10 protein-coding genes are annotated in these 12,690 nt (G+C 67.8%); 3 read left to right on the top strand and 7 right to left on the bottom strand.

Going from position 1 to position 12,690, the window contains the following annotated elements; all coding sequences use genetic code 11:
• The first annotated feature begins 47 nt into the window (after positions 1-47).
• Positions 48-1,430, top strand: a complete 1,383-nt coding sequence (locus E0H45_RS33965) for a cation:dicarboxylate symporter family transporter (protein WP_131345062.1) — start codon at positions 48-50, stop codon at positions 1,428-1,430.
• A gap of 60 nt (positions 1,431-1,490) precedes the next feature.
• On the opposite strand, the gene E0H45_RS33960 is transcribed toward E0H45_RS33965, so the two are convergent.
• A complete protein-coding gene (locus E0H45_RS33960; RefSeq protein ID WP_131345060.1) occupies positions 1,491-2,312 on the bottom strand; it encodes an LLM class flavin-dependent oxidoreductase in 822 nt (273 codons plus the stop codon).
• 110 nt (positions 2,313-2,422) lie between these two features.
• On the opposite strand from E0H45_RS33960, the gene ygfZ reads away from it, so the two are divergent.
• A complete protein-coding gene (gene ygfZ / locus E0H45_RS33955; RefSeq protein ID WP_131345058.1) occupies positions 2,423-3,415 on the top strand; it encodes a CAF17-like 4Fe-4S cluster assembly/insertion protein YgfZ in 993 nt (330 codons plus the stop codon).
• A 10-nt stretch (positions 3,416-3,425) separates the two neighbouring features.
• Here ygfZ and E0H45_RS33950 read toward each other — a convergent pair whose 3' ends face one another.
• The 5 genes from E0H45_RS33950 to E0H45_RS33930 are packed head-to-tail and all read right to left on the bottom strand — an operon-like array spanning position 3,426 to position 10,245.
• Positions 3,426-4,679 (bottom strand): ROK family transcriptional regulator, encoded by a 1,254-nt coding sequence (locus E0H45_RS33950; protein ID WP_131345056.1) that lies wholly within the window; start codon positions 4,677-4,679, stop codon positions 3,426-3,428.
• A 4-nt stretch (positions 4,680-4,683) separates the two neighbouring features.
• The gene (locus E0H45_RS33945) at positions 4,684-7,128 is read right to left on the bottom strand and encodes a beta-galactosidase (protein ID WP_238155486.1); all 2,445 of its coding nucleotides are present in this window, start codon (positions 7,126-7,128) and stop codon (positions 4,684-4,686) included.
• Positions 7,125-8,054, bottom strand: a complete 930-nt coding sequence (locus E0H45_RS33940) for a carbohydrate ABC transporter permease (RefSeq protein ID WP_131345052.1) — start codon at positions 8,052-8,054, stop codon at positions 7,125-7,127. The genes E0H45_RS33945 and E0H45_RS33940 overlap by 4 nt, the downstream gene beginning before the upstream one ends.
• Positions 8,054-8,941: a carbohydrate ABC transporter permease gene (locus E0H45_RS33935; protein ID WP_131345050.1), complete on the bottom strand. Its 888-nt coding sequence runs from the start codon at positions 8,939-8,941 to the stop codon at positions 8,054-8,056. The genes E0H45_RS33940 and E0H45_RS33935 overlap by 1 nt, the downstream gene beginning before the upstream one ends.
• The gene (locus E0H45_RS33930; RefSeq protein ID WP_131345048.1) at positions 8,941-10,245 is read right to left on the bottom strand and encodes an ABC transporter substrate-binding protein; all 1,305 of its coding nucleotides are present in this window, start codon (positions 10,243-10,245) and stop codon (positions 8,941-8,943) included. The genes E0H45_RS33935 and E0H45_RS33930 overlap by 1 nt, the downstream gene beginning before the upstream one ends.
• Positions 10,246-10,464: 219 nt before the next feature.
• On the opposite strand from E0H45_RS33930, the gene E0H45_RS33925 reads away from it, so the two are divergent.
• Positions 10,465-11,421: an asparaginase gene (locus E0H45_RS33925; RefSeq protein WP_131345046.1), complete on the top strand. Its 957-nt coding sequence runs from the start codon at positions 10,465-10,467 to the stop codon at positions 11,419-11,421.
• Here the strand turns inward: E0H45_RS33925 and E0H45_RS33920 are convergent.
• Positions 11,414-12,667, bottom strand: coding sequence for an erythromycin esterase family protein (locus E0H45_RS33920; protein WP_131345044.1), 1,254 nt, complete (start codon positions 12,665-12,667; stop codon positions 11,414-11,416). The two genes, E0H45_RS33925 and E0H45_RS33920, sit on opposite strands and share 8 nt — an antisense overlap.
• Between the last annotated feature and the right edge of the window lie 23 nt (positions 12,668-12,690).

The following is a 12,690-nucleotide window of genomic DNA, read 5'->3' as shown; positions in this document are numbered from 1 at the left end:
CAGTTACCCAAAACCCCCTCCGCCAGGCCGATAAGGGAGTCCCACCAATGTCGAGCCCGACCGAACCCCGCCCGACTCCGGTCCGCAACGACCGGACCCATTTCCTCTACATCGCCGTCATCGTCGCCGTCCTGCTCGGCATCGGTGTCGGATTCCTGTTCCCCGATTTCGCGGTCGAGCTGAAACCGCTCGGCACCGGCTTCGTGAACTTGATCAAGATGCTGATCAGCCCGATCATCTTCTGCACCCTGGTGCTCGGCATCGGCTCGGTCCGGCAGGCAGCCAGCGTCGGCAAGGTCGGCGGTCTCGCGCTCGTCTACTTCCTGGTGATGTCGACGGTCGCGCTCGCCATCGGCCTGCTGGTCGGCAACATCGTGCAGCCGGGCTCGGGCCTGAACCTGACCGACAAGCTCCGCGAGGCCGGCCAGAAGCAGGCCGCCGGCGCGCACGAGACCACGACGGACTTCATCCTCGGCATCATCCCGAAGTCGCTGCTGTCCTCGCTGACCGAGGGCGAGGTGCTGCAGACCGTGCTGGTCGCGCTGCTCGTCGGGTTCGCGCTGCAGTCCATGGGCTCCGTGGGCCAGCCGATCCTGACCGGCATCGGTCACATCCAGCGGCTGGTGTTCAAGATCCTGTCGATGATCATGTGGGCGGCGCCGGTCGGCGCGTTCGGTGCGATCGCGGCCGTCGTCGGCGCGACCGGCTGGGACGCCTTGGTCAGTCTCGGCAAGATCATGCTGGCCTTCTACATCACGTGTCTGCTCTTCGTGATCGTTGTCCTGGGCACCATTCTTCGGCTGGTCGCCGGGGTCTCGATCTTCCAGCTGCTCCGCTATCTCGGCCGCGAGTTCCTGCTGATCGTGTCCAGCTCGTCGTCGGAGACCGCCCTGCCCCGGCTGATCGGCAAGATGGAGCATCTCGGCGTCGACAAGTCCGTCGTCGGAATCACCGTCCCGACCGGGTACTCGTTCAACCTCGACGGTACGGCGATCTATCTGACGATGGCGTCGCTGTTCATCGCGGAGGCGATGGATACGCCGTTCTCGCTCGGCCAGCAGATCTCTCTGCTGCTGTTCATGATCGTCGCGTCGAAGGGCGCCGCCGGTGTCACCGGTGCGGGTCTGGCGACGTTGGCCGGCGGTCTGCAATCGCACCGGCCGGAGCTGGTCGACGGCGTCGGTCTGATCGTCGGCATCGACCGGTTCATGTCCGAGGCCCGGGCGCTGACGAACTTCGCCGGCAACGCGGTCGCGACCGTCCTGGTCGGGCACTGGGTCGGCGAGTTCGACAAGGACCAGGCCGAGCAGGTGTTCGCCGGCAACGACCCGTTCGACGAGGTCGCCTTCGCCGCCGGTGACACCCACGCCGGCGACGTCCCGGCCGCCGTCACGAGCAGCCCCGTCGACGCCCGAACCACCGACGTCTGAACCACCTTCCCACCCCTCAGGCGCTGCCCGCCGGACCACAGACCGGCGGGCAGCGCTGTGCTACTTCCCGTCCAGTAGTTCGATGACGGGGGCGAAGTCCTCGAGGTAGCCGGAGTTGACGCTGATGTAGCTGGCGCCGATCTGGTCGCGGCGGCGCAGGAGTTCGTCGGCCATCTCCTGCGGAGTGCCGCGGAGCAGCATCAACGAGTCCATCGCCTCGAGTTGGTCGGGGTCGACGCCGGACGCACGCTTGGTCCAGGGCGGCAGCGGGCGGGTGCCGGCGGCGAGCAGGTTCATCGCGAGCTCGATGTCGTCGGCGCGAGACCCGGCCAGGTCCCGCAGCTGACGAGCCACCGCCGCGACCTCCTCGCGAGGAGTGGTCGCGTCTTTGGCCAGCGAGACGATGTCGGCCCGCTCGGCCGCAAGCGCGAGTGCCTTCGGTCCACCGGCGGCCAGCATGATCGGCGTACGGCGTTCGCCGTCGAGCTCGCGCAGCAGGTCGAGGGTCTCGATGACCTGCTCCCGCCGCTCCCGAGCCGTTCCCCACCGCAGGCCGATCTCGGCCGTCTGCTGCTCCGCGACGGGACGCCCGGTGCCGATGCCGAACTCGAACCGCCCATCGGTGAGCACGGTCAGCGTGTGCGCCTCCCAGGCGGTCTGTCGCGGCGTCCGCAGTGGCGCGGCCGCGACGAAGGTGCCGACCCGGATGTCGGCGACCGCGGCCGCCATCGCCAGCGAGGAGAACGGCGCGGGGAGCTGTAGTCCGTCCGGCATCAGCACGGTCTGGAACCCAAGCTCCGCCGCCTGCCGGACCGTCTTCACCCACTCCTCACCGGTCGTCGGACTTCCCGCCACACCGAACCGGAACTGCCTCGCGTTCATCGCCCTGCTCCCTCCGTCGTTTGATGACTCCAGACTGGTCGTAGACGGGGTCTGTCCACATCCCACGAGGGGAGGCGTTCGCCGTACGCCGACCGACGTACTCTGGTGACATGTCACGCATGCGCAGCCCCCTGCTGGACCGGCCCGGCGCGGTAGAGGCCGACGGACTCGACGCTGGCGTCGCCGCGCACTACGGCTCCGACCTGCGCGAGCAGCGAGCCCTGCTCGCGGGTGAGGCGTTCGTCGATCTGTCGCACCGCGACGTGGTCACGATCACCGGCCCGGACCGGTTGACCTGGCTGCACGCACTGACCACGCAGTACTTCGAAGGCCTCAAACCCGGTACGTCGACGACCGCGCTGCTGCTGTCTCCGACCGGGCATGTCGAGCACGTGATGTACGGCGTCGACGACGGCGAGACGTTCTGGCTGCACACCGAGCCGGGCGCGGCGGCCGCGTTGGTGGAGTGGCTGCAGAAGATGGTGTTCATGTCCCGCGTCGAGATCGCGGACGTGACCGACGACTACGCGATCATCTGGCGTCCGGGAGCCGCTTCGGGCGAGCACCTGACGCGTAGCGGCGATGACTCGCTGGGTGGGCACGAGGTGTTCCTGCCGCGTGCCGAGCTGGCTGGGCTGGAGGGCGCCGCGGCCGGGATCTGGGCGTACGAGGCGCTCCGGATCGAGGCGGGTTCGCCGCGGTTCGGGCTCGACACGGACGAGCGCGCGATCCCGAACGAGCTCGGTTGGCTCGGCGTCGGCGTACATCTGGACAAGGGCTGCTACCGCGGCCAGGAGACCGTCGCGCGGGTCCACAACCTCGGCCGCCCGCCGCGCCGCATCGTCCGCCTGCTGCTCGACGGTTCCGTCGACCACCTGCCGGCGCACGGGTACGTCGTCCGCGCGGGGGAGAAGCAGGTCGGCATCATCGGCTCCGCGGCCCGTCACCACGAGCTCGGCCCGATCGCTCTCGCCCTGATCAAGCGCAACGTCGACCCCGGCGCCGTACTGGAAATCGTGGCCGAAGATCAGCCCACAGTGACCGCGACCCAGGACCTCCTGGTCGACCCCGAGGTCGGCCTGCACGTCCGCTCCCGGCTGTGAAGCCGCGACGCTAGACGGGCGAGCGCAGGCGACGGCCGGGCGGCGGGACGCTGGCAGGGCTGGCCAGGCCTAGAGTGCAAAGGAACCGTTCGAGACTGAACGCAGCCATGCCCAGGGCGACCGGGTTGCCGGGAACCCGGGAAGCCTCGACGGTGAGGTTGGGGAGGGATCCCGGCAGGACGTGATCCGGCAGCTCTGTGCGGACCGCGGGGATCAGCCAGTCGCCCAAGGCCGCAGTGGTCCACCCGGTCAGCGTGATGTTCGCGATGTTCAACAGGTTCACCAGGTCGCCGAGCGACGCCGCCAGGTAGTGAGAGGTACGACGGGCAAGCTCGGCCAGCGCACTGTCACCGTGCGCCAGCCCTTCGGCCACGGCGTCCACGAACCCGCGCTGCTGCGGCTCCCGCAGCGCGGAATGAACCTCGTCGATCTCTGACAGCGTGGTCTGCAGTCCGTGCACGCCCAGGTACGCCTCGACGCAGCCGAGCCGGCCGCACCGGCAGGGCCGGCCGTCCAGCTGGAGCAAGGTATGTCCCCACTCGCCCGCGTTGTTCGCCTCGCCGCGGAGCAAGGACCTGTCGATCACGATGCCGGCGCCGACCCCGGTGCCGAGATTGACCACCGCCATGCTCTTGGTCACCCGGCCGACGCCGAACCACAGTTCCGACAACGCGACGGCCTTGAGCGGGTTGTCGACGTACACCGGCAGGCCGAGGCGTTCCTCGAGCAGCGCCTCGATCGTGACGTCGTGCCAGTCCCAGTTCGGCGCGAAGACCGAAACTCCGGCGTCCGGCCGAACCTGGCCGGGCATGCTCACGCCAGCCCCGATGATCTGATCGCGCCCGATGCCGGCGGCCCCGATCGCCGCGTCGACAGCGCGGACGATGCCGTCGACGACGTACTCCGGACCGCTCTGGTGCTCGTCGAGTACGACCTGGCTCTGTGCGAGCGGCTGGAGCGTGACGTCGTACACGGTCGCGTCGACATACGTCTCGGCCACGTCGATTCCGAGGATGCGGCCGCGGTCGGGGTCGATGGTCAGCCGCTCGTACGGGCGGCCGACCGTGTTCTGCTCGACCGTCGCGATCCGCAGCACCCCCTCGGCGAGGAACTGTGTGACGAGGGTGGCGACGGTCGCCGGACTCAGCCCGGTGTGCCGGGAGATCTCCTGCCTGGTCGAAGGCCCCAGGGCGAACAGGGCGTGCAACACCTCGAACCGGCTCTCGTTGCGCAGGTCACGAGACGTCTGCCGCGGCACGTTCATCCCCCTAAGTGCTCTCGATCCGTACTGTCCGAAGCTCCGGCCTGGCCGGTCCGTCGACGCCCCGCACCAGCAGCGTCAGCCCGGACCATCCCGGCGGGATCCACAGTACGTCTGGATCGCCGCCGGAGAACGCCGGTCGGTCACCGAGCCAGACGCGTCCGAGACACTCCCCGGCGGCCCAGCCGGTGATCCGGATCTGAGTCCCTTCCGGCCGCACCAGCAACCCATTCTCCAACGTTGGAAGCTCCACGTCGAGCCAGGCCTCCTCGCCCGGCGCGAGGGTCAACGGGAGCTCGATCCCGGGTCCGGACTCGCGGCGGAGCGCGAACGCGGTCAGCAGTTCGTCGTCCTGTACGGCGCAGGTCCAGTCGCGGATCGGGTCCAGTACGAGCAACTCGGCGCGGAGGCCGCCGCCGCTCGGATTGTGCGGAACCGTGACCGAGATCTGCTTGGTCCCCGCGGGCAGGATCACCCACGGGTCCTCGGAGTGGACGGTGCGTGGCTGACCGTCGTCCACCGTCACGGCGACGGGCTCGCGAACGCCTTCCAGATGCAGGGCGGTCGGCGTTTCGGTGTCGAGGTGGCGCGTGTACGTGATCGGCGTACCGACGCGGGTGCTGCTCCAGCCGGTGAGGCTCCGCAGCGGGGCCGGGTCGCCGGCCCAGTGCCCGTCGACCGTCCAGAGCGCGGAGATGTCCTGCGCCTCGACGACGTTCCACAGCGATCCGAGGCCGCGCAGCGCGCCGAGCCGCAGGGACGGCAGCCGAGTGTCGTCGAAGTTCGCGTGGCCCCAGATCTCGACGGTTGCCTGGATCTGTCCGGTGAGCCCGCGGACGTCGATGCGTTCCGTCGCACCGAAGCCCGCCAGCGTGTGGACGCGACCGCCGATCGACAGGTCCACGATGTCGGCGGCGCCCACGAGCAACAGCTCGCCGGTCAGATCGGTGGTCGTCGTGTAGGTTCCGCGCCCTCGGTAGACGCCGAGGGATTCCAGCGTCGGCGGCAGCTCGTGGGTACCCGCCGGCGTCGAGGGTGCGGCCGACGTACGTCGCCGGATGGTCCCTTGTGCCGCATCGCCGACCTCTGGGGCGTCGACCTCCGGTGGCGGCTCCACGGTGACCACGACACCTTCGACGATCCGCGACGACCCGACCGGGACCTCCTCCGTGGTGTTGCCGATGGCAACAGTCACCGGCACGGAGGAGCAGAACAGCAGGCCCTGCTTCGTATCCATCAGGTCGGCGGACGCCAGCCGGAGCGTGGTGTCGCCGAGCGGCAGATCGAGCAGCATCAGCGGGCACGAGTCCGCCGCCACCGCGACCGGGACACCTTCGACGATCGCCTGTCCGTCCTCGGCGCCGAGGTTCGGTACGGCGACCAGTCGGCCACCGCCCTCCAGGTCCAGCACCGAGTGCGACGAGCTGGTCGGAAAGTCGGTGGTCACCGTGATCGGCTCACCCAGCGTCGCTGACGCCAGCCGTGGGCCGAGGGCCTCCAGCACCCAGGCCAGCGCCTGCGCCTGCGCGAACTCCGGCCGCTCCGCTCCTGTGGACGACACGTATCCACCGAAGTCGTAGCCGTGGCTCATGAAGTTCCCGGGCCGGCCCCAGTTCCCGCTCGACGGGGTGTAGCCGAAATTCCATCCCGACGACTGCAGGTAGGGCGCGATCAGAGACGCGCCACTCGCCAGCAGGCGCCGCAGCGTCCGGTGCCGCCGGTTCGTCTCGGTGATCAGTAGCGGCAGCCCTCGATCAGCGAGCAGCCGCGCGTACCGCCGTACCTCTTCCTCGATGAAAGGCGAATCGTCGTCGGGGTAGAAGTTGCACGCCGGTACGACGCCCTCCACGTCGCCGGTGGCGCCGAAGACATCTCCTTGCCCGGAGCAAGCAACCAGCGGTACGTCGAGATTGTGCGCAATCGCCTGGTTCCGCAACGCGGTCAGGTATCCGGGCCGGTCCTCGCAGTCGAAGAAGTCGAGCTCGTTCTCCAACTGGACCATGACGACGGCACCACCTACGCCGTACTGACGCGCAGCAAGGATCGGCAGGACCTGATCGAACCAGTCCGTCACCTGAGCGAGGAACCGCGGCTCGTTCTGCCGGACGCGCAGCGCGGGGTCCAGCCCCAGCCACGCCGGCAGCGCGCCGCCGTCCCACTCCGAGCAGATGTACGGACCGGGCCGGGCGATGACGTGCAGGCCGACCTCGAACGCGAGATCCAGGAACGCGGCGACGTCACGGCGGCCCTCGAACGACCAGCGCCCCGGGGAGAGTTCGTGAAAGTTCCACGGCAGGTACACGTCGACACACGTGTACCCGGACCGGCGAACCTGCTCGAGCCGCTCCCGCCACTGCTCCGTCGGCAACCGGAAGTAGAACAGCGACGCGCACAACAGCACTCGCGGCTCGCCATCTATCCGGATCCCTCGCGCGTCCATTTCGACTGTCACTTGACCCCCGCACTCCCGCCGCTGATGTCCATCTCGTACAGGTACCGCTGGCCCAGGTAGTACACCAGGATCATCGGCAAGGTGAGCAGGATCGACCCCACCATCACCAGGTTCCACGGTGGTGCCTGCAGTGCTTGCGACGTACTGGTGATGTACTGCACGCCCAGCGCGAGCGGCATCTTGGTCTCGTCGTTGAGGTAGATCAACGGGCCCATGAAGTCACCCCAGGTCGCGGTCAGGGTGAAGATCCCGATCGCGATCAGCACCGGGCTGAGCATCGGCAACATGATCCGGCGGTAGATGCCGAAGAAGCCGAGGCCGTCCACCATCGCGGCCTCGTCGATCTCGCTCGGCAGCCGGGACACGAACTGCCGGACCAGGAAGACGTTGAACGCGTTGGAGAAGAAGTTCGGCACGATCAGCGGCAGGAACGTGTTCACCCAGCCGAGTTCCTTGAACAGGATGAACTGCGGGATCATCGTGATCTGCGCCGGGATCATCATGGTCGCCAGCACGATGATGAACAGCGCGTTCTTGCCCGGCGCCCGCAACCGTGCGAACGCGTAACCGACCAGCCCGCTGGACAGCATCTGCCCGATCACCGCGCCGGTCGAGATGATCACCGAGTTCAGCAGGAAGCGCTGCATCGGCAGGTCGGTGCTGAACACCCGGGTGAAGTTGTCCCAGTGGAACTCGCGGGGGAGGATCGTGAAGGTGTTCGCGTTGACGGTCTGGTCGCTGGACAGCGCGATCGACACCACGAACACCAGCGGTACGCACAGCACCGCCGACACGATGATCAACGTGGCATAGGTGAACGGCGTCGCCCGGAACACGCCCATCACCCGATCGCGGCTCGGGGTCCGCTCCGGTCCCGGCTGCGGCTCCTGCTGCGGTGGTGCGGCTGCGGAGATAACGGTGGCCATCACTTCACCTCGGTCTCGTAGAACACCCAGCGCCGGGCGGTGCGGAAGGCGAGCAGCGTGAACACCAGGATGACGGCGAACAACAACCACGAGAGCGCCGACGCGTAACCCATGTGGTAGAAGGAGAACGCCTCGTTGAACAGCAGCGGAACCATCATCTGGCTGGCGTTGTCCGGCCCGCCCTTGGTCAGGATGTAGACCTGGGAGAACACCTGGAACGCCCCGATCAGCCCCATGATCAGGTTGAAGAAGATGATCGGGGTCAGCTGCGGGAAGGTGATGCTCCAGAACTGCCGGAACGGTCCCGCGCCGTCGACCTCGGCCGCTTCGTAGAGCTCCCGTGGAATGCCCTTCATGGCCGCGAGCAACAGGACGGTCGCGCCGCCGGCACCCCAGACGGACAGCAGGATCAGCGCGGGTTTCACCCAGATCGACTCCAGCAGCCACGACGGGCCCGGGATGCTGAACACCCCGAGCACGTCGTTGAGCGGACCCGACGGCGCCAGCACCATCTTGAAGATCATCGCCGTCGCGACCAGCGGCACCAGCGTCGGCAGGTAGATCAGCGTCCGGAACACCTTGCGGAGGCGAACCTGCTTGTTCAGCAGGTTCGCCAGCCACAGGCCGATCCCGAGGCCGAGCGGCACCGAGATCGCGGCGTAGAAGAACGTGTTCCACAACGCCTTCCAGAACACCGGATCCTCGGTCAGCAGCCGGGTGTAGTTCTCCAGCCCGACGAACTTCGGCGGGGTGAAGGAGTCCCAGTCGGTCAGTGAGATGTAGACCGACGCGATCATCGGCCCGAGCAGGAACACGACGAACCCGATGATCCACGGCGACGCGAACAGGTAGAACCACAACGCCTCGCGGCGGCGTAGCTTCGACATCAGGCCGGCTTGACGATGGACTCGAGTCGCTTCTGGACCGCGGTCAGCGCGGTGCGCGCGTCCTGCTTGCCCAGCCAGAAGTCGGCCAGCCCGTCGTCGAACGCCTTCTGCATCTCGTTCCAGGCCGGGATGAACGGTGCCCGGTAGACGAAGTCGCTGGACTCGCCGAACACGTTCATGTTGACCGGCTTGGTCATCCAGGCCGGTTTCAGGAACGCCTGGCTCTTCTGCACCTCGATGTTGGCCGGAACGTCCTGGCCGGTGGCGATGATCTGCTGCTGCGCCTCCGGCGAGGTGAAGAAGTCGATCGCCTTGAGGGCGGCATCCGGGTTCTTCGCCGTCCGGGAGACCGCCAGGCCGCTGCCGAACGCGGTCACTGCCTGCTGCTTGCCCTTCCACAGCGGCGCGATGTCCCACTCGATCTTGCTCTTGGCCAGACCACCGATCGCCCAGAAGCCGGTGGTGTTCACCGCGACCTTGCCGTTGGCGAACGCCGCGTCACCGCCGACGTCGGCGCCCATGTCGGCGTACTGCTTCGGGGTCGGGACCACGCCGTGCTTGAACACCAGGTCGCCGGTCCACTGCAACGCCTCGATCACCTCGTCGGTGGCGACCGCGGGCTTGCCGCTGTCGTCGATGATCTTGCCGCCGTTCTGGTACACGAAGCTCCACCACTGGGCCCACCAGCCGCCGCCGGAATAGCCCCACTGCTTGCCCGGAACGGTCAGCTCCTTGAACGCGCTGAGCGTGTCGTCCCAGGTCCAGTCCGCGGTCGGCGCCTTGATGCCCTTGGCATCGAACAGCGTCTTGTTGTAGTACACGATCATCGCGCCGGAGCGGTCCGGGATCGCGTAGACCTTGTCCTGGTAGGAGTACAGCTTGCCGATCGAGCCGAACCGCTTCTCCAGGTCGATCCCGGCCTTCGACGCCAGGTCGTCCAGCGGCAGGAGCTGGTTCTTGCTCGAGTAGACGTTGACGCTCTCGGCCACCTGCATGATGTCGGGGCCCTTGCCGCCGGCAATCATCGTCTGGACCTTCTGCGCGTACCCGTCGCCCGGGATCAGCTGGAGCGTCACCTTCAGCTCCGGGAACTTCTTGACCAGCAGGTCGATCCGCTTCTGGTACGCCGTCTTGTCGGCGTCTCCGCCCCACACCGCCATCACCAGGTTGGCGGCGGTGGCGTTACCCGACGTAGCGCCCTTGTCGTCATTGTCCGAACCGCACGCGGTGAGCGTGATGACACCCGCGGCCAGACTCATCCCGAGAAATCCCCGCCGCGAAACCTGCGCCTTGTCCATCGCCATCGCGCTGACCTTCCCGTGCGTGTTGAACCCTGAGGATTTGTGTTCATCCCTGAGGGTTTGGGTGGCGGTTAAACTAACCATTGGAATAATCGTTGGCAAGACCTAGGTCGCCGAAAAGCCAAACCGTGACCACCCCGACCGCTGGTCTCACGGTGCCGTGCGCGGGCCTGTGAGGGGAATCATTCGCAACACGGCGTTTTGCACCTGTACAGTTCAGCCGTGACCGAACCTGTGATCCTGGCCGACGTCGTCCGTAGCGACTTCGTCGAAGGCCACCACCGCGGCTCCGTCGTGGTGACCAACCCCGACGGCACCGTCGAGTGGTCCGCCGGCATCGTGGACCAGCCGATGTTCCCGCGCTCGTCCAACAAGCCCATGCAGGCCCTCGGCATGCTCCGCAACGGCCTCCCGCTGACCGACAAGCTGCTCGCGCTCGCGGGTGCGTCGCACTCCGGCGAGCAGTTCCACGTGGACGGCGTACGGGAGATCCTCGCGACGGCCGGCCTCGACGAGACCGCGCTGCAGACGCCGGTCGCGTACCCGCTGGACGACGACACCCGGGATGCCTGGGTCAAGGCCGGCCACGGCAAGGAGCGGATCGTGATGAACTGCTCCGGCAAGCACGCCGCGATGCTGCTGACCTGCACGCTCAACGACTGGGACCTCGAGACCTACCGCTCGCCGGATCACCCGCTGCAGAAGGAGATCCGCACCGCGATCGAGGACGTGGCGGGCGAGAAGGTCTCGTACGTCGCGATCGACGGCTGCGGCGCGCCGATCTTTGCGCTCACGCTCTCCGGCCTGGCCCGGTCGTTCGGCCTGTTCGCGGCTGCGGCCACGGACACCCAGGAGGGTCGGATCGCCCAGGCATTCCGCGCGTACCCCGAGTACGCCAGTGGGAGTACGCGCGACGAGGCCGAGCTGATGCGAGCGGTCAACGGCCTGTTCTGCAAGGCCGGCGCCGAGGGTGTGTACGCCGTCGGTCTCGCGGACGGCACCGGGATCGCTCTGAAGCTCGAGGACGGTACGCCGCGCGCCCGCAAGGTCGTGATGGCGGCGACTCTCCAGCGTCTCGGCATCACGAACGGGACGATCGAGAACCACCTCCACTTCGACCTCACCGGCGGCGACAACGTGGTCGGCGCAGTCCGGCCGCACGCACCGACCTTCAGCTGACCAGCGGGTGGGTCGGCGTGACTGCGCGGGTGTGGACTACGACGTCGAACCAGTCGGCGAGGCTGTCGCCGGTCAGGTAGGACGACGGGCCGGCGTCTGGGAAGCCGCGGGTCTTGGTGGTCTGGCGTAACCACGCCCGGACCGCTGCGGGCTGCGGGTGCGTGCGGAGGTCGAGCATGAAGTTGTCCAGGCCTGTCGCCGTCAGTTGGTGCTCGAACCAGTCGGCCGGTGCGGTCGGCAGCGTGAGCGAGCCGAGCGACGTACCGTGGTCGAACGTGCAGCCGATGGAGCGGTAGCGGTCGCCGTACCAAGCGCGGAGGTACGAGCCGGCGCTCCGGAAGGCGACGGGTGGTTCGCTGACCCGCAGGTGCGGAGCGTTGGCGGTGTGCGCGCTGGCCGCCCAGTAGATCACCTTGTTGCGGGTGAAGCTGTGCCACCAGCGGACGTTCTCCGCGGCGCGGGCATCGCGGTACACCCAGTTCTGGTCCTCCGGCAGGCTGAACGCCGTGTAGAACGAGCGGATCTGGCGCGCGTGGTGCTCGGTGATCGCGTAGTCGCGGTCGTTCGGCCGGTGCGGTAGGTCGCGCACCAGCGAGTAGACGGCGCGGGCCTTGGCTACGTACGGCGCTTTGTCCTTGACCTCCTGCCAGTACCACCGGACGTACGCGCCCATGTCGTCGGTGGTCGGGCGGATCGGGTCCAGACTGCGGTGGAGCTCGGCCAGCCGGTGCGGTACGCGGCGGGCGACGTACTCGGCGACGGCGTCGTACGAGATACGCCGGGTCGCGAAGTACTCCGAACCGGCGAACCGGACCTTGTCGCGATGCGTGGCGTTGTACGCGCGGAGGTACTCGAAGAGCTCGGCGTTCTCGTGCGTGCGGGCCTCGGTGCTCAGCTGACCCATCAACGCGTACAGGTCGCCGCAGCCGGTCAGGACGTAGTCGTTCAACTGGGTGCCGAGCGACCAGTCGTCCTCGAACGCGATCGCGCGGAAGCCGTGGTGCTCGACGAGATTCCGGATGATGCGGAGCTTGAGCTGGGTGATCTCGGCGGTCGCGTGGACAGCCTCACCGAGACCGACGATCTGCGCGTTGCCCGGCTTCAGGTCGGTGATCGGCCTGGCGTTCTGGGAGATCCAGCGGGTGATCGGGTCGTCGGTTGCGGAGGCGGTTGTGCTGCCCAGGCCGGCTGCGGCGATGCCCATCGCCGAGCCGGCCAGCAGCGTTCTGCGAGAGATGGTTTCCATGCGATCTCACCCTGTCGTCCAGG

This window comes from Kribbella soli, assembly GCF_004331345.1.
Taxonomy (GTDB): Bacteria; Actinomycetota; Actinomycetes; order Propionibacteriales; family Kribbellaceae; genus Kribbella; species Kribbella soli.
Note: the sequence above shows the minus strand (reverse complement) of the source record. Positions and strands in the feature narration are given on the sequence as shown.